We start from the raw sequence: 19527 nt of genomic DNA, 5'->3' as shown, positions 1-19527 counted from the left end.
TCCATGGATTTACAATGCTTTATAACTGGACATTCTTTACCTCCGTCAAATTTCTTTTGACAATTCACTATAAACACCGCAAACTAAACATAAAAAATCTTATTCATGTATTCAGTAGGAGACTATGGTCATTCACAAACGTACCATTCGATTCGTTCTTTTTCAGACCTATTCATTAATCATCATAGTGGTATTATCGCTAGTGGTTGTACCTTTTTATATGTGGTCATCCGATTTGTTAAAGAAAAAGGCCGTTGAATCTCTTGATAATCTCTCACAATCCATGCAGGACAAATTAGACCTAGAAATACGAAGAATTGACGCTGTATCTTTAAATATTTTGTATTCCAATCTAGTGAAGGACAAATTCCTCAAATTTACTGGGGGATCTGGCGACTCAATCAATAACAATAAAGATCTAGCAGACATTCTAGTTGCAGCAAATGGACCTGCTCTCCCGGTTAATCAAATTAACTTATATGATTTAGGAGGAAACATGTTTGGATCCGGTATCGACAACCGGAGAACGAAAGTAAACTTGCCTAATAAACTTTGGTATGAAGAGGTGCTCGCAAATACCAAAGGCAAATACATCACAATTCCGGAGAAGGATGATGAGCTTTCCCTATTCCTATCCTCCAAGGATGCGTATTCCATCTCACTAGTTCGGTTGTTTTTTGACGCTAATAATACCCCGGAAGGTATCGTAGAAGTCAAGCAAGATGCAGACAAATTATTTACCAACATCAATGATTACATGAAGCACAACTACGGGCAAAAGGTTATTGTATACTCGGATATTGGGGACATTATTTATCCAATTAACCCCAAAGCAAAGGAACTAATTTCTTACTTTACCCTTCTGCAAACAAATTCCCATTCAGCTATGAGTAACATCCGTAACCCTATTACAAGTGAGAAAGAAATTTATAGTATCGCTCATTCCGAGTACACAGGTTGGAACATTGCTCTCATTGTCTCCGAACAGCAATTATTAGGCCCCTTAAATGATTTTACCAAGAAAATCGCCTTGGTTAGTTTCGCCATTCTACTACTTGCGATTTCGCTTTCTTACCTTGCAGCCAAACGAATCACAAAGCCCATAGCAAGAATGCATGCCACTATGAAATCCACAAATTTAGTAGGTATCACCTCTCATACACATTTGGAACTAAACAGCGGTTTAAACGAGCTGGATCGCTTGCAGTTCGCTTTTAACAAGATGAGCGAAAGATTGAAAGAATCCATGGACCAATTGTTAATGTCCCAGTTACAGGAACTTCAAGCCAAAATGTTAGCGCTTCAATCGCAGATGAATCCTCATTTTTTATACAATACATTGACTACGATTTCCATCATGGCCGAAGAGAATATGAACGAACAAATTGTAATCATGATTGAGAATTTATCCATGATGTTAAGATACATATCCGCTGATAATTCATCTCTTGTTCCTTTAGAAACTGAACTAGCCTATACCGAAAAGTATCTGGAATGCATTAAAATCAGACATAAACAAAACGTTCTGTATACATTTGAAATGGCAGATAATATGAAAAATATTCCAGTTCCAAGATTAATTATTCAACCACTTGTTGAGAATTCACTGAAGTACTCATCCAAACTGTTGCCTCCATGGACAATTAAGGTGAGAGGGTATCAGGAGAACGACCACTGGTTCGTAGAAGTTACCGATAACGGACCTGGATTTGATCAGAGTGCCATCGCTGAATTTACCAATAGGATTCAGGAAATCGAACAAACCGGGATCATTCCTGGCCTGCAGCTTGATGGTATGGGACTACTGAATATTTATCTCAGGTTGAAAATTTCTTACAGTACAGATTTGTGTATGCAAACCGTTAACCTACCAGATGGCGGGGCAAAGGTTATCGTTGGAGGAAAATGTTGAAGGGGTGAGTCGAAGTGGAGCATACAACACAGATTCGCGTTGTAGTCGTTGAGGATGAAGAATTGATTTTGAATAATATTGTTAAGAAAATTCAATCTCTAGATACTTCCTTTGTCATCATTGGTACTGCTCAAGACGGTTTGTCCGCGCTGAAGGTACTTGAAAATAATACTGTCGATGTTTTATTTACGGATATTCAAATGCCTGCCATTGATGGATTAGAGCTCTTAAAGCAAGTCTCACTTCAATTTCCCCATATCGAAAAGGTAATCATCAGTGGTTACAACAATTTTGATTATGCGCGTCAAGCCATTAAATTCAATGTGAACGAGTACTTATTAAAGCCGATCATCACCAGCGAATTAGAACAAGTCCTAATCAAGATTAAGATGTCAATTGAAAACAAAAGGCAGTTACCTAAGTCACTGCCTTCTTCCGAGAAAACGATGCGTGCACCTGAAGAAATTGTGCAGATGGTTCAACTATATTTAAAAGAAAACTTTCATGAAGAAATTACACTGGAATCCATCTCCAGGCACTTTAATTTTCATCCTTCTTATCTTAGTAAAATTTTCATCAAACATTCGGGGGGACCGCCTTCCAAATACTTGACAACAGTGCGCATCAATCACGCCAAATATTTGCTTACAAAGGAAAAGAATCTCTCTATCCGAGAAATCTCTCAGCGTGTAGGCTATCCAGATCCTTATTATTTCAGTAGAATTTTCAAACAAGTTGCAGAAAGAACCCCAACGGAGTATCGAAATTTGTATGAGTGAATGAACCGTACAGTGAGGATCAAATCGAGTCAGCACTATATCTGATCGGCGGCAACTACAAGGATATTCTCTTGTATGCAAGCATACGCAGTAAAAGAGAGCCCGTTTTCCGAGGAGAGCTCGTTTTCACTTATCAGCTTTTCCTTCATTTTGAGAAGAAGCCCTTTCGCGTTACTATTATCAACTCTGGCTGATACGGTGTATTGATGCTTTTTTTTGATATTATCCATTTCTAACATAGATAAATCCCTCCCCTAGTAAAGTAAGCACTTTCATCTTAGTGCAATTATGTGCCCTCCCCCTTGCTCGAAAGCAATGTTTAAGGGATAGGGCACAATATTCGCACTATTCGTTTATGTGATCATTATAGTAAATCAGATTTCCGTAACAACTGTTGAACCAACTTAGCAACCTCAGCTCTTGTAATATAAGCTTTCGGAGCAAGAGTGGCTTCGTCTCTTCCACTTACAATGCCCGCTTGGATACTATCAGCAATACCACTCATTGCCCAAGGCGCACTTTCTGTTGCATCTGTGTAAGTACGTAATACATCAGCGGCATTGTGGTTTGTGAGTTTCGATTTCAAGCCAGTGATCGCCATCGCTTTTGCAATAATAACCATGGCCTGCTCTCTAGTAATCTTGTCTCCAGGACGGAAGGTGCCATCCTCGAAACCGTCAATAAGATGGCTGGATTGAGCCGTCATGATTGCACTACTATACCAATCCGCAGCCTTTACATCGGAGAAGTTCGGTGTTCTATTCTCCAACTTCAAGCCCAATCCTCGAACTATGATGGCAGCAAACTCGGCACGAGTAATATCTGCGTCGGGATTAAATAGGTCATCGCCAATCCCACTAATGATCATTCTTGATCCTAAATTGTTCACAGCATCTTGTGCCCAGTGCGTCGAGACATCAGAGAATGATATTGGATGCCAAATCAGAGAGTACGTGCTGTTCGTTAAACTGCTCACCTCTGCATAATACTTGCCGTCTAGGATGACAAGTTTAGTTGGTACATGACGAACAGTTCCATCAGGTTCTACAACAACCGCTGTAGTAATCTTATTCGGGTCTACACCATCTGGAATGGCAATCGTTCGTTTTACATAAGCGTTAAATTTGGATAATAGGATGCTCTTTTCTCCGTACTTCGCTTCAACTGTAAATTCAATCGGCGGAACAACAAGTGTAAACTTATCTTTGTCTGCTGCATTCTCCACGACTTTCACCATATCAGCTGATGGCTTAGCGATCTGAATTTGAATCATAATGTCTTGCAAGGCCACTGATCCTCCGACTTGATCTGAGATCGCGCGAAGATCAATTTGTTGTGCAGGCAGCGTATACGTTGCTCGATCCGTTTTAATCTCTACTACAGCTTTATTTTCTTGTAAGTTTTTGACCATCTGACCGTTCAATTGACCAATTACAACATCGGAATCGCCAGTAACTGGCACAGTAATGTTAGCTTTTTCCCCAACCACCGCTAGCAATTGATCAAGTTTCTTCTGGTCAAATGCAATAGTCGTGACTGTCTGGCCATTCACTTTAGTTGTTTCTGTGCTTACAGCACTTTCTGCTTTTCCGTTAACCAGAATGTCAGCGTCTTTACCGCTTGTCACCGGTGTTGTTGGTGTGCCGCTGTTACCAATATCACTATTGTTATTCAGTGGAATTACCGTTATCGTCTTTTGTGCCGTCTTCTCTGTGCCTCCGGCATGGACTGTTAATTGAAGCAACCCTGTTCCGACATTCGTTCCTTTAATGGTTACCGAATTCTTACTGCTGTCTCCAATGATGCTAATACCGCCACTTGCTTCCCAGAGATACGTTGCGCCCGTTACGGTAGTTGGATTTACGAATGAGTTAAAAGTTAAAAGCTCATTTACCGTAACAGATTGGGCTCCATTAATAATCGCAACAGATTCTACGCTCGTTGACTTTACTTGAATCGTTGTTTCAGCAAACTTCTCCGTGTCACCCGCATGGACTGTTAATTTAAGTGTTCCTGTTCCAATCGTGTTTCCTTTAATTGTTACCGTATCTTGGCTGTTGTCTCCAACTATGCTAATACCGCCACTTGCTTCCCAGAGATACGTTGCACCCGTTACGCTAGTTGGATTGATTACGGAGTTAAAAGTTAAGAGATCATTCACGATAACCGATTGAGCTCCGTTCGTAATTGTAACTGATTCTAGTGTATCGCCATTTGGATTTGGATCAACACTTGCTGGCGTCACTGTAATCGTCGTTTCGGACGTTTTCTCCGTGCCACCGCCAATGACTGTTAATTTAAGTGTTCCTGTCCCGGAATTGGTTCCTTTGATGGTTACCGCATCATTGCTGTTGCTGCCTACAATGCTAATTCCACCACTTGTTTCCCATAGATACGTTGCATCCGTTACGCTAGACGGATTGATTACAGCGTTAAAGGTCAATTGCTCATTTACTTTAACAGTTTGCGCTCCGTTTATAATCTGGACTGATTCTAATGGAATGACATCTGGCCCCGTAGGATTCGTATTGAATTTCCAATAATCCATAGCGAATAAGTTATTGCCTGTGCCACTAAACATGAAGAAAACATTGTGAATCCCTTTCACATTCTCCACATTCGTTTTCAACAACTGCCATACTTGATTGCCACCTGTAGGCGCTATGTCCAGCGTACCAATTACATCACCAATCGGGCTGTCCAGACGTATTTCTACTTTACCGCCTACTGTCGATGCGATGTTTGCTTCGAACGAAGCAGCTCCTGTATCACCAAAGTCAGCATTAGATACTGCCAGCCAGTCGCCGTTATTAATATCCGTTACATCGAGGTTAAGGCTTGCTAGCGGGTTACCTGGTGCTGTGCTCACCTCAGTAAGAATACCTGCGTTCCAAGCAATCGTTTCCGCCTCAACTCGCGAATACGGGTCAAGAGTTGCGATCTGGGATACCCCTTTCATATCCCCTTTAATATCTTTAATTAATCCATTATCGTAATACTCAACCTTATTAATATGAGGAGAACGATATCCTTTGCCATCTCCTACGACAGCTTTACTAACCGTTTGAGCATGGTAAACCACATACCACTGATCATTAAATTCGAAAATCGCATGATGGTTATTACCGCCAACACCAAAGAATACAGACGGATTTTTCAGGATCGGTGAAACGTAAGTAAACGGACCCATAGGACTATCACTTACCATGTAAGCAATTTCTCCAGGGGGAGGTGTTCCATCCGGGTGTGTACCAGAGAAATTAGAGCAATAAGAGTAATAATATTTACCATTGTATTTGTGAATACCTGAATCCTCAAACATAAAAGGGGCATCAATTGTAACTGCTGAACCTGACATATGAATCATATCATCCGTTAACTTCACTACTCTAGCCGTTTTCGGATGTGCAATCTGCTCTGGGGTTGGATTCGGATCTCCTGGTATACCCCCACCAAAATAGAGATAACCAGTTCCATCATCATCAACCAACACAGCTGGGTCAAATAGCCATGCTACACCAGGAACGCCAGGGCTGCTACTCGTGATCAAAGCTTGGCCCAGTGGATCAGTCCATGGACCGATGGGACTATCCGCAGTGAGTACACCAATTCCACTAGCACCATTTGCGAAATAAAGGAAAAATTTATCTACACCATTAATTTTCTTATGTGCTGCTGCTGGCGCCCAAGATAGATCTGCCCACTTGGCAACACCCGCGCCATTATTCGCATTATTCTTTCCAGCTACAGGGATTGCACCATGATCTGTCCAGTTGACCATATCAGCGGATGATATCACAAATATTCGATTCAAATTGCTAAATGAATTATCTTTGATTTTTCCATTTGCATCATACTCATAATCGTCACTTGACATATAAATGTACACTCTGCCGTCATAAACCATCGCAAAAGGATCTGCTCCTAATTTATGACTCATAAGTGGGTTCGCATACCCTGGAATCTTGGCATATGCACTTGTAGGCAGTAGCTTTAATCCAATGTTTGATACGGTATTGTTAACATTGTATCGCACATTTCCACCATCAACTTTGATGTAATCCGTCTTAATTTGAACGGTTTGATTAGCAGGGACAAAACCATTAACCTTTAGCTTAATCGTTGCGAACACATTAGAAGATTGATTATTTGCAAAGTTTACGGTATTTCCAGTTACATGTAAAAGCAATTGATTGTTGGCAAACGTATAGGAAGTATTTCCAACAATATTAGCCGTATTAAAGTCTACACCCGTTACAGTGAGCTCCTTCGGTATATTAAAGGAAGCTGAGATTGCTGAATAATTCCCATTCGGTAATGCATTCATTTGGACTGGAACTTGCAGCTCGATGTTCTGAACTCCGATCACATTCGGAACATTGGCTAGATTTGCCTGAAGTACTGTTGCTGGCGAACTCGTTCCTGTCAATTTATTATCTATTCTAAAATAGTCAAAATCAACAATACCGCCTGTTGTTTTCGTTGCATAGTTGAACAAACCGAAACGATAACCCATAAAATGAGGCAATGTATAATGCATTTGCAGCGTATTCCCTATTGCTGTCCATGTAATGCCGTCAAGGCTGTAATAGAAATAAGCCTTATCTGTCTGATTTTTATAGTCAAAATCAGCTTTAAAATATACGTTATCCTGAGTGACAGGAATACTAGCTTTTTCAACTGCCGTTCCAGAACTGCCATCCACCATAACAATGGACTTCGAAGTCCCGGACATTTTCACCCCAACGAATGCATACTCTTTTTGGAATGCAGCGAGTCCTGCATAATCACCATCTTTCATCTTGCTAATATCCATGGCCACATTTCCTGAGCTTTCTGGACCAAACGTTCTCTGTGTCAGCGTATTTCTAGCATCTAGAAGACTTGTACTCTTTCTTCCAGTAGTAAGTCTTAGATAGCCAGAACGCTCCGTAAGGGACCAATGGTTATTATCGGGATTATGATTCCATTGCCACACTAATCCAAGATTAGATCCATTGTAATCGTATTCCCCGTTCTTCACTTTATCCAAACCGCCAGCGGGCGTAGCGTCTATTAAGGAAATATCATCGACATAGAAATCCATTAGATCATTCGTCGGATCTTGCGCTGCTGTCCAGGAAGTTTCAATAAATATACGCGGTTGATTAAAAACAGCATTGTCAGGAACTGTATAGGTGCCTTCAATTGTGCCCCACACACCTTTGGTCATGACGCCAGATCCAAGAATCTTAATCGTCTGCCAATCTCCATCTTGAATATCGAAATTAAATGCTCTAGTAGCAGGACCTGAGGTATATTTCACTTTGGCAGAAAACTTATATTTACTGCCAGCCGATACTTTTCCGGTAACAGACTGTTGCACGCCAGCTCCAGTTGCTGCCCGTCCACTAATAAATAAACTATTGGTTCCACTAAAATGCTCATTCGTTGACACAGCAACTGTTGCAGTATCATGTTTTTCCCAAGGTGTTAGACCCTTCTCCATCTTACCATTTGTCAAAAGGTTCCCGTCAGGTGTAACATCCACGAAAGAAATATCATCGACGTAGAAATTCATTAAATCATTCGTGGGATCTTGCGCTGATGTCCAGACCGTTTCAATAAATATACGCGGTTGTGTGAAAGTTGCATCAGTCGGCACTGTATAGGTTCCTTCAATTGTGCCCCATGCACCTTTGGTCATGACACCTGATGCAAGATTCTTAATCGTCGTCCAATCCCCATCTTGGATATCAAAAATGAATTGCTTCGTAGCAGGACCTGAGTTATATTTCACTTTCGCGGAAAATTTATAAGTAGCCCCCGCTTTTATTTTTCCAGTAACAAATTGTTGCACACCAGCACCAGTAGCTCCCCTGCCGCTAATATATAAACTATTGGTTCCGCTAAAATGCTCATCCGTTGATACCGCAACCGTTGCAGTATCATGCTTCTCCCATGGTGTTAACCCGTTCTCCATACCACCGTTTATCAAAAGTTCTGTTCCCTCACTTATAGGTAGTGGTGTCACAGGTGTTGGCACTGTAGGTGATGTAGTTGAAGTTGTATTAATAACAGTATGCGATGCCCCTACTTTTTGGGAGCTTTGATAGAATTCATCAGAAGCTACCAAATTGTTCTTAGAAGCTACACCACTAACGGGAATAGCCATACTTTGTGGAACCGTACCGTTAATGCCGAATACTGGCCAACCATCACTCCATGTAACTGGCACTAGGTAAGGTATACGTCCGACTGAGCCACGGTCTCCAAACAACATTGCATACCATTTGCCATCAACGGTATCAATGATACCGCCCTGTGCGATACCAGCATTGTTTAAGGCAACTTTACCTTCATATACACCATCAATTTTGTCTGCTCGATGCATGATTTCAACACGGCCAGAATTCTTAGGCCATGTTATATTGAATACGTAATATGTACCGTTAATTTTTTGGATATGCGTGCCTTCAGCTTGAAGATTCACATTCTCCGCTGTACTTGCAACTAGGCTCGCATTAGGAATAATGACTTTATTAAGGCCGCCTGCTTTGATTGCGGTAGCATCTGGAGTCAGTTCAATGGCTTTAATATCACCGCCGCCATAAACCATATAGACACGTCCATCATCATCAAACAGCAATGACATATCATGATAGACCCCATCAAGCTCTGAATGGGTCCATGGACCCTTTTCTATATCTGTTGTTTGATAGATATAGGTTTTGCCAGTATCATAGGAAGCAAATGCCACATAATATTTGCCATTATGGTATCTTAAGCTGCTTGCCCATGAACCTTTCCCATAATTGTCTTTTCCATTTCTAAGTGCTTGTTCATCATTATCTGCAAGCATATCGTAAACATAATTCACGATTTCCCAGTTTTTGAGATCATATGATTTCATAATAGGAATACCAGGGTTCATATGCATGGTTGTGCTACTCATATAATAAGCATCACCTACTCTGATGACATCGAGATCGGGAACGTCGGCCCATATAAATGGGTTCTCTAAGGTGTCTTCATTGGATTGTGCATATATCGAAGCACTTGGTACAATACTTAGCAATAATGTAAGCGCTAATAAAAACACCCCTAGCTTCTTACTCATAAGCACAAGATTCCTCTCGTGTTTCTTTTTCATTTCCATTTATTACACTCCTTCTTAGTAATTTGCATGTGACAAATTACTATGCTGTGATAATTACTGTTTACAGTTTAACTTAAACGCAATCATTTCAGAATGTAATTTCTTATTCGAAAAGTGAAGATTTCTATGAATTGACTTCGTAGATTCTAAGAAAAACCAACAAATACAAGTATGCCCCATCCCTATGAAGATTTCTATCGGGATAGGGCATTACTAGTATTCAGTTTTTATTGGAGTATTTGAGATGCAACAACCGCAAGATCACTAATATCGATCTTATTATCGTTGTTAATATCAGCAATCTTAGCTGTCGCCCAGTCTGTGCCGTTGGAATTCTTACCGTAATGATAAGCTACCATCGCAAGGTCACCGACATTGATACTTCCATCCTTGTTGAGGTCTGCAGACTTCATAACTTGCGCTTTGAAGGCATCAACTGCATTGCCCAGTGCTGTTACACTATTATCAACCTGGGACTGTGTCGCACTTTGGTTGTCTTTTACAGCATTGGCTGCATTAAGGGCTGCACCGAACGCATCCTTGGCTGCCTGCGGGTATTGACCCGCTGCTGTACCAACGACTGCTGAACCATATAGGCTCTGTGCACTCGTAATGGCTGTTGTCAAAGCGGTCTTATCTACAACCACTCCAATACTGCCTACTGAAATGCTTATACTGCCAAGCTGCGCTTGAATCACGGTTCCCTCTGGAGCCACACCAAGCTTTGCCTGGGTAGCCGCAATCGTTCCACTGGTACTCTGAACACCGGCCTTTACCTTGAAGGTTAGATTCAGAACCGGCGTACTGGCTCCAGATATCCCCCCTCCAGTATTGGCGGTAATGAGTCTAACTTTCCCAGCAGTGGCTTTGTCCACTGTCACGATCTGGATGTTGTTGTTTGCACCCACCGCACTCACATAGTCAAATACATTGGAATCATAAGTTAAGGTGATGTCCTGGGCGTAAACACTTTGTGTCACGTTGTCCAGGCTAACTCCCACTGTAAAGCTGCTTCCGGGCTGCACACTGCTGTTTGCTGAAAGTGAAGCAGCGACTGCTTTCACTACAATCACTCTGGCACCTGCCCAATCACCATGATCAAATGCGTTCCCATCTCCACCATCGGTTACGACCAGTTTGAGAATTTGGACTCCTTTTATATTTACATTCGCTGTTGCAGTAGGGCTAGTTGCTGTCATGAGTCCGCTTTCCCACAGCTTTACCCCATCTCCATACACCTGAAACGTAACACTACCCTGGTTAACGTCATCATCAATTCCTACATCAGAAATAAAAGTTTCATATTTACTGTTTATATTGTAAGTGATTTCACTTCGTGAATTTGTTCCCAAGCCTTTGTTATATTGGACACCATTAAGGGTTATGATTTTTCCGTCATTTGTACCATTGTTTCCAACCGACATATTCTTCTCTACCGGTCCCCATCCATTTGTTGAAGAGGCCCACGCTAAGTCGCTTAAATACGCACTACCTTCGGATAAATTAACGACAACTTTTAAACTTTCTTGCTGCTGCTTTGTAATAGTCCCATCTAAGTAGTTCAATGTGATACCAATATCTTGTGACCCTACTGAAGAAGAAGGAGCAGTAATATTCCAGCTAGCTGTTACCGTTTGTCCGATGGCAATGTTATTAAAACTGTTGGCGGATGTTGGCACTACTGTCCAACCATTAGGAACTTGTGCACTTACAGATGCGTTTTGAATATCCTTGACACCGCTATTGTAAATAGTGGTTGAATATTGAACAGTTTTACCAGTCTCCAAATTAGCATTGGAAGCCGCAGGTTGAATATACAGTGAAGCAGGCAAATCAGCTAATGCTTCCGCAGATACTCTGAACATTGCAGTACCGTGAGAAGGAACATCAGCGCTGATTGTTCCAAAAGATCCCTTGCTCTGATGCTGCCACAAGTCTCTAACTAGGTATCCTTCTGAAACTGGAAGTCCTACATCCGCAGCCGTTACACTAATTTTCGTTGCCTGTGCTCCTCTATTTAACAATGCAACGGCTTTGTCACCATTCGCAAGTGGTTTCACAAGCACTTCGATATCTCCATTGTCACTAATTTTTGTAGCTTGAACGCCAAGAAGGTCCTGATTTACAGCAATTACTTCTTTATTCATTAAAATATCTTTGGTAGCTTGTGACATGGTTCTGAGATCATTCCCGGCAATTAGCGGTGCCGCCAACATACTCCACAAGCTAAACTGTGAACTGTATTCTATAGTAGTTGCACCGCCATTACCTATTTCAAGCATATCCGGGTCATTCCAGCCGCCAGGTCCTGCGTTGGCATTATGAGTAACAGATGTATCATAAGCATTAATTATTCCATTGTACCAATTTGTACCTTTTTCCCATGCATCCCCAATATCTTGGCCAGTGCGCCACAAATTGCCGACTTGCGGTCCCCACACCCATGGTGATTGCTCACCCCAGTTGCAAATACTATAAACAATTCCTCCTCCGGCATTCTTTAGTGCTTCCCCGAATTCACCATACCAAGTTGCCGCATTAGGTTTCGGACCGGAGTTTAATAATTTTGCATCTGGATCAACATAACACCAATCCACTTTGACATAGTCAACACCCCATTGCACATACGTTTGCGCATCTATGTCATAGTAACCTCGACTGCCCGGACGCCCTGCACAAGTCTTATAACCAACATCCGTATACACACCAAGTTTTAATCCTTTCGAGTGAACATAATCAGCAAGAGCTTTCATTCCACTCGGAAACCGAACGGGATCAACCACAATTTTTCCAGTTGTTGTATCTCTAGAAGTTTGCCAACAATCGTCGATATTCACATATTGATATCCAGCATCCTTCATACCACTTGAAACCATGGCGTCAGTCATTTCTTTAACCAAGGTTTCACTAACATTGCAACCAAACTTGTTCCAGGTGTTCCATCCCATAGGTGGTGTCTTAGCAAGACCGTTCTCTGAAGCTTCTGCTGGAATACTTGGAATAAAGAAATACATGCTGACCATTACTAAAAGAGTGGCAATCATACAAGCTTTTTTCATATTTTTTCAACCTCCATTATTTTTAGATAAATTAAGATTAGACCTTGCTACCAAACTGTTTGCGCTTTCAAAATATGAAGTATCTACAACGAGTACAGTTAGCCTGCCCTTCCCCGATAAACTCAATATCGTAGCATGACTTTTCCTTCCTATACCTCCCTTTATTCAAATTGTACAATTAAAATATATCGAAGATACATGCATGTATCCATTTAGAAAATTACAATTGAATTGCTCATTTATACTGAATAATTTGCATTGAAACGATTTTATTCTTGTTTGAAACTTCTTTTTATGATTTTTCCTGTATACTCAGAAGGGTTGTAGCCTGTATACTCACGAAACGTTTTAATGAAATGACTTTGGCTTGTATATCCGACCCTCAAGGCCACTACTTGAATAGGTTCGTCTGTTATAGCTAACAACTTTTGAGCTTCTTGAATTCGGAGGTTTGTTACATACTTAATAAAAGAAATACCGACATTACGATGAAACAATGTACTCAAATAATTGGGGGAAATATGAAATTTGTTTGCGATTTCTGTTATGCTGAGGTTATACATATAATTCTCGGAGATATATTGTTGAACTTGGAAGAGGAAATCATTTGTTCTAGCGATTTTATCAACAACATCTAATTTTGATGAAAATTTCTGAATGAGATGAACTAAGTAATTGGAAGGTGACTCGTCCAAATTGAATATAAATGGGAAAGTTGTCTGTAAGTATACAAGAAGTTTCCGTTTTTTCTCGGGGTCATCCTCCAATCTGTCCATCTTGAGTTGATTCAGCAATCCGTTACACTTCTCTATACTGACACACCTATTATTTGTATAATCGTTCACAGAATCAGTAACCATAGAGCAAAAATGAACGTAATGCGAATCATAATGAGCTATACGAGCTAAAACCTTCATTTTCCATACCTGATTTATGCCAAATAAGATTCGAAGAGGAGATAACTTATTAACCTCTTTGATCCAAACAGCGATTTCGCTATACTCAAGTTCACGATCATGTACAATCAACGTTATTGCCCAATCTGGTTTTGATTCTGAACGTATGAATTCCTCAAACTGTGCTTCATAGTTTTGCATTGAAGGCCTCCCTTCCGTTTCCTTCCTAAGTATATGTATCAAACAAAAAACTCCATTCTGTACGGAATAACACAAATCCCCTAAGGTTATATGTCTGTTACCTGTGAGGAACTGTTTTAATTTTCTATTGAATTCTTGATTTAAATCTGTTTGTAGTTCTTTTTCTAAACTACTGTCCACATATAATAAGGCAATTTGATAATAATATTTGTCTGTGTGTACTTCATTTTGACTCATAATTTCAATTCGCTCATTCAGAGCATTCTTTACACTGCGTTTTAGTTGATTCTTTAGGACATCTTGAGCCTTCACTAACTCCTCCTCAAGCACTCTTACTAAATACGTTAGTATTTCCGCTTTAACAGGCTTGGTCAAATAATCGCGTGCCCCGAGTTTTATCGCCTCCTGTGCATACTGAAACTCTTCATAGCCGCTAATTATAACCCATTGGGTTTCTGGGGAACTAAGTTTACAAGCCTTATAGGCTTCTAGTCCATTCATTTCCGGCATTTTAATATCGATAATAGCTAAATCTGGATTTAGTTCAGTTACAAGCTGATACAGTTCTTTGCCATTGAAGGCTCTACCGACTATTGTCCATGATGGATCGCCATTTAAAAGAATTTGTATTAAATATTCTTGAGCCCAATATTCATCATCTGCAATAACAATTCTCATACTTTCACCTCATTTTCTTCGATTATCCCTTTGGCCGGTAATGTCAGTTTGATAACAGTTCCTTGCTCTAGCACACTCTGTATATTAATCTCAGATCCGGGATATGTTAGTTTCATTCTGTTGATTACATTCTGTAAACCGATATGATTCCCTTTATCCGATTTCTCCTCTGCAAAACCTATGCCTGTATCCGCTACAATTAGATTCACAAAAGATATGTTAGCTTCATCTTTATCTAAACATGCTGTTATTAATAATTCGCTCGGGGAATACAAGGGCTCAATACCATGAATGATTGCATTCTCAACCAATGGCTGCAAGAGCAGTTTAGGAATTTGTATAGACTCCAGCTCGGGTACACATTCAATCCGATACGAAAAACCTCGACTGCCAAGTCGCATTTTCTGCAGCGCGCAATAGCTCCTTAGAAAATCCAACTCTTCGCTTAAGCGCGTCATATCTTTCTTCGAGAGTACGTAACGCATCATATGGCTTAACGACAAAATAGCTGACTCTATCTCTTCCTTGTGACCCTTTCGATTAAGTCCGAGTATCCCATTTAAGACATTGTACAAAAAGTGAGGTTGGATTTGTGCCTGCAAGGATCGAAGCTCCGCTTCTTTCAATCCTAGCTGAGTCCTATACTCCCTCTCAATAAGATCATTTAACCGATTGATCATGGTGTTCATTGCTAGACCCAGTTGAGATATCTCATCTTTCCCCCGAATAGTTACTCTCATATCTAAATGTCCTGTTTGCACCCTTTTCATCACGTTTGTCATCTCTTGGAATGGCTTGGTAGTTCTCCTGGATTGAATAGCAAATAACGTAACCGTCAGTATGAGCCCGCCGATGCCAAACAAGATACCAACCACATACACCCAACGGAACTTGGACTGAATATCGGAATAAGGCAATAGTACAATAACTTGCCAATTATTCTGTTTCAACTTTCCTTTTATGACAAAATAAGAATCATTTCGACCTTCATTTATTATCGTTTGATTAGCGTTTAGTTGAGTCAGCAAGCTATCATTAATGGTTTTACTGGTGAACAATGGGTTAAGTTCTTCATCCAAAATGGCGACAATCGAATTGACTTGAAACTTAGTATCATCAATGATTCGTTGAAACACTTTAGCATCCGCATCCGCCATGATAATCGCCAACTTTTGTTGGGTGTCAGGCTCTTTAATAACTCTTGCGACAGAGAAAACCTTTTTCAGCTTATGCCCTTTCCAATAATCCTGATTATGGGGGCCAATATACACCACTCGCCCATCTGCCTCCGTGATAGTTTTATACCATGGCTGTTTTTCAAAGGAATATGATTTTACTGGATCAGATAAATCTATTGATTTCACAAAAGCTGTGCCATCGTTAAAAAGCATTGTGGTGCCCAATATATCTGTTCGTGCCATCTTCATATAACTGCTAAGACTTGCGTCAAGTATACGACTTGTCATCAAGGCTGTGTATGTATCCTCTACTCCATGATGATTCGCTTTGTTCGATAACGCTTTCATTACCTCATTATTTAAATATGGCGTGATGGTCAGCCTTTCTAGATCGTCCAAATAGATTTCAATATTACGACTCAGGGCTGCCACTGTACTCTTAGTCTCTGCCCTTGAGTTGTTGATAATAACCTGCTTAAAATAATACGGCATAAAAAATATAATAATAATCGTCGGCACGATTATCGTAATCAAATACAGAACCGATAGTTGATAGCGAAAAGAGTGCATCCATTTCATTGGCGTAACCTCTTCATATTCGTTTGCATATTATCTGCAAACTCATCCGGGCTCATATGGTTAACTAATACATCTAGCCCTTCGTTAGACATGATATCCCACATGCCACTAGGTAGATAAACTCTGTCAAAGTAAGGAAAAATACGAGTTTGCGCATATTTCTCATAAAAGGATACGAATTCATGTGAAGCCTGTATATGTTTAAGTCCTGCCGGAAGCTTAGTCGCATTTGCAATCTTGGACATATTCTCAGGTTTGGCATAGAAGTCTAGTAATAACCTTGCTGCTTCTTTGTGTAGGGAGCCTTTCCATATCCCCATCGTGTTCCTTTCTCCTCCTGCAAAACTGGGCTCATCATGCTCCTGCATGGCTGGTATCGGCATGATACCGATTACTGTTTCCGCATTCAATTGGTAGACGTCGTTAGCAAAGGAAGGCGATGAAAACGTGAACGCCACTTTATCACTAGCAAACAATTCGGGTAAGTCACTATATTTGGCTTTAGCAAAGTCTTCATTAATATATCCTTTTTGGAGCATTTCCTTCCATGTTTTAGCGATCCACACCCATTTACTCTTATTCAGGATCCCATTTTCCAATTCGGCAAACTCATTATCCGAAGTTGAAACATAAAGAGAATTCGCCATATAATCGAAATATTGTCCAATTGTCCATCTATTCGCACCGGCAAAAAAGAAAGGAATGACTTGACCTCCGCTCTCTTGCTTAATCGATTCTGCAGCTTGCATTAACTCTGTAAACGTTCTAGGTATTTGAATGTGATATTTCTTAAGCACATTTACATTATATGATAATCCATCCCTTGCCTCACTTATTGGCAGCGCATACACGGCCCCATCTGTATCTGTGACGGCTATCTTCATTGAGTCCGAGAGCTGCTGCGCCCATTTCTCGCCACTTAAGTCCATCAGCAATTTGCCATACCTTCTCTTTGTCCAACCATGAGTATCGAAAATATCAGGAAGATCATGAGATGCGATTTTAATTTTTAGCACGTCCTCATAGTCAAACCCTGGGAATATTAGATTCACCTTAATATTAGGATGTACTTGCTCAAATGTCTTTGAAATGTCTAAATAGGTGTGTTGAACGGACTGGTCTGTGATATACATAGTTACCATCAACTCTTCTCTTTCATTTTCTTCGTTTTTATGAATTGGTCCTATTGCATCACTACATCCCGAAAAAAGCAAAAAGAAGAAAAATAAAAATATGCCATTTAAGAAATTAACTGCCTTATTTTTCATTAAAGGTATCCCCCTAAATTCACTGCTATCCATTAACAAGAAGCCGCAAGCGAGAAGTTCGTCTCGTTTGCGGCACACATATTTGCCGTTATATAAGATTTGATAACTCAGTTCCCCTATTTCTAAATTCCTTTGGTGTCATGCCTGTGATGCGTTTAAATATGTTTGAAAAATAATAGGGGTCATTATAGCCAACAAGAAAAGCAATTTCATATGATCTGGATGATGTACTTTTGAGAAGCTCCTTGGCTTTGCAGATACGAATTTGAGTTAAGTATTCAATAAAGGTTTGACCAGTTTCCTGACTGAATAAACGACTTAAGTAGTTAGGGCTCAACTTGACATATTCAGCCACAACTTGTAGAGAGATCGTATCCTTATCAAAGTTTGCTTGAACGTATTCTTTGACTTTGGTTATCAAATCCTTATATTTATCGTATGTTCGTGATCGCCAGGACCAAAATTGTTCAATCAACTTCATTAGAAAAGAGTTTGCTTCTTCCCATGAGTAGATACTTGCGATCATTCGCTGAAATTGGTGAAGTGATTTATCAGGATCTGGCAGGTGGCGATACATCTCTTTATAGGATCGGAAAGCTTCTATCGTAATATTATTTAAGATATAGAATCCGTTTGAGGAAGTGTCCCAATTAATCTCACGTAATGATGCAGCGTATGTAGAAACAAACGATTCCATTTTATGAAGTGTGCCGACCTTTAAGAAATCGATAAAAGCACCTTGACTTAATAACACTGTTGGGTCTAATGTTTCTGAATTGTTCTCCTGTAGTGCTATATAATTTTGAAAGGATAACCTTTGCCAGTGAACGTCTTCCATGGCGTCTAGGAAGGAGAAATGTACATTTTGGAGCCGATCCTGAACACTGCCAATACCAATAAAGATATTGGAGGTATTCATTTCTTTCTGAGTAGCATATTGCAAATCTCTAAATACTTGGACATCCTGATTTAATTGCTCCAGTGTATCACCTTTAATGATCCATATGAATTCGGAACGACTGCGTTGAAACATTATAGTCTGGCTACTTAGTTCCAGTTCCTTATAACGATTTACTAACGAAAGTTCATTTCCTAGTGAAGAAGACCTCAACTCTTCAAGTTTGTTTATGCCCCTATCACGAATGTCCAGCACGGTTAGTACATAGTAGCGGGCAACAATATTTAATTCGAGCGATTCGTTGTGATTTATCACTTCGGCAGCTGTAACGAAACCACTGCATAAATCGTTTAAGAGCTTATATTCTGGAAATGATGTTTTTTTCTGTTCCTTAGTTTTGAGTTCCCGTTCTTTATCAACTAGTTCACTGACACTTCGTAGGACCTTTAAAAGTTCATTAGCACCAATTGGTTTTATGCAAAAATCCTGTACGCCTATTTGTAAAGCCTTCCTTGCACACTCAAAATCCGCATCAGCGCTGATAATAATAATTTTCATTTCTGGGTACTTACGTCGCATAATACTGCTCAGTTCGAGACCGTTCGTGAAAGGCATTAAAATATCAGTAATTAAAATATCAGGTTGAAATTGCTCAATGAGCGGTATGGTAACATCAGCATCTAACGCATTTCCAGAGTAAATAAACCCTTCCTTGGACCAATCGATGATTTCTCTAAAGGTTTCTTGAAATAAGATGTCATTGTCGACAAGGAAAACTTTCTTCACTTCAATTCACTCCAATCGCCTGTCTCAGACATGTTTCCCCTCCACTACAAACAAAATAGAGCACCTCAGTAATACAGGGTTTCACAAGGAGAGCTTGCTCCAAGCCACAATGCCCTATCCCTATGAGGATTTATATCGGGATAGGGCGTTGCTGG

Annotated in this window: 9 protein-coding genes; 2 read left to right on the top strand and 7 right to left on the bottom strand. The window is 40.3% G+C overall.

Annotated elements, in window-relative coordinates:
• Positions 1 to 124 precede the first annotated feature (124 nt).
• Both ASL11_RS20980 and ASL11_RS20975 read left to right on the top strand, forming a co-directional pair.
• Positions 125 to 1912, top strand: coding sequence for a sensor histidine kinase (locus ASL11_RS20980; RefSeq protein ID WP_056619162.1), 1788 nt, complete (start codon positions 125 to 127; stop codon positions 1910 to 1912).
• Between the two features lie 14 nt (positions 1913 to 1926).
• A complete protein-coding gene (locus ASL11_RS20975) occupies positions 1927 to 2691 on the top strand; it encodes a response regulator transcription factor (protein WP_056619160.1) in 765 nt (254 codons plus the stop codon).
• Between the two features lie 35 nt (positions 2692 to 2726).
• Here ASL11_RS20975 and ASL11_RS20970 read toward each other — a convergent pair whose 3' ends face one another.
• From ASL11_RS20970 to ASL11_RS20940, 7 genes are all read right to left on the bottom strand, one after another.
• The gene (locus tag ASL11_RS20970) at positions 2727 to 2930 is read right to left on the bottom strand and encodes a hypothetical protein (protein ID WP_056619157.1); all 204 of its coding nucleotides are present in this window, start codon (positions 2928 to 2930) and stop codon (positions 2727 to 2729) included.
• 125 nt (positions 2931 to 3055) lie between these two features.
• The gene (locus ASL11_RS38025) at positions 3056 to 9790 is read right to left on the bottom strand and encodes a family 43 glycosylhydrolase (protein WP_327205109.1); all 6735 of its coding nucleotides are present in this window, start codon (positions 9788 to 9790) and stop codon (positions 3056 to 3058) included.
• Between the two features lie 266 nt (positions 9791 to 10056).
• Positions 10057 to 12843, bottom strand: a complete 2787-nt coding sequence (locus ASL11_RS20960) for an NPCBM/NEW2 domain-containing protein (RefSeq protein ID WP_200962463.1) — start codon at positions 12841 to 12843, stop codon at positions 10057 to 10059.
• A 314-nt stretch (positions 12844 to 13157) separates the two neighbouring features.
• Entirely contained in the window at positions 13158 to 14663 is a 1506-nt protein-coding gene (locus ASL11_RS20955; RefSeq protein ID WP_056619148.1) for a response regulator transcription factor, read from the bottom strand.
• Positions 14660 to 16420 carry a cache domain-containing sensor histidine kinase gene (locus tag ASL11_RS20950; protein ID WP_056619146.1) on the bottom strand — a complete coding sequence of 587 codons (1761 nt, stop codon included), beginning with the start codon at positions 16418 to 16420 and terminating at the stop codon, positions 14660 to 14662. Before ASL11_RS20950 ends, ASL11_RS20955 begins: the two co-directional genes overlap by 4 nt.
• On the bottom strand, positions 16417 to 17688 hold the full coding sequence (locus ASL11_RS20945) for an ABC transporter substrate-binding protein (RefSeq protein ID WP_056619143.1): 1272 nt from the start codon (positions 17686 to 17688) through the stop codon (positions 16417 to 16419). The genes ASL11_RS20950 and ASL11_RS20945 overlap by 4 nt, the downstream gene beginning before the upstream one ends.
• A gap of 88 nt (positions 17689 to 17776) precedes the next feature.
• A complete protein-coding gene (locus tag ASL11_RS20940) occupies positions 17777 to 19372 on the bottom strand; it encodes a response regulator transcription factor (protein WP_056619140.1) in 1596 nt (531 codons plus the stop codon).
• Positions 19373 to 19527 lie beyond the last annotated feature (155 nt).

Origin of the sequence: Paenibacillus sp. Soil750, from assembly GCF_001428045.1 — a bacterium.
Taxonomy (GTDB): domain Bacteria; phylum Bacillota; class Bacilli; order Paenibacillales; family NBRC-103111; genus Paenibacillus_E; species Paenibacillus_E allorhizoplanae.
This window is presented reverse-complemented; position numbering and strand designations above follow the sequence as displayed.

Bases quoted from the DNA above. Each gene is read 5' to 3' on its own strand.
- ASL11_RS20980 (WP_056619162.1), top strand. From the start codon at position 125: ATGGTCATTCACAAACGTACCATTCGATTCGTTCTTTTTCAGACCTAT.
- ASL11_RS20970 (WP_056619157.1), bottom strand. From the start codon at position 2,930: ATGTTAGAAATGGATAATATCAAAAAAAAGCATCAATACACCGTATCA.
- ASL11_RS38025 (WP_327205109.1), bottom strand. From the start codon at position 9,790: ATGAGTAAGAAGCTAGGGGTGTTTTTATTAGCGCTTACATTATTGCTA.
- ASL11_RS20960 (WP_200962463.1), bottom strand. From the start codon at position 12,843: ATGTATTTCTTTATTCCAAGTATTCCAGCAGAAGCTTCAGAGAACGGT.
- ASL11_RS20955 (WP_056619148.1), bottom strand. From the start codon at position 14,663: ATGAGAATTGTTATTGCAGATGATGAATATTGGGCTCAAGAATATTTA.
- ASL11_RS20950 (WP_056619146.1), bottom strand. From the start codon at position 16,420: ATGAAATGGATGCACTCTTTTCGCTATCAACTATCGGTTCTGTATTTG.
- ASL11_RS20945 (WP_056619143.1), bottom strand. From the start codon at position 17,688: ATGAAAAATAAGGCAGTTAATTTCTTAAATGGCATATTTTTATTTTTC.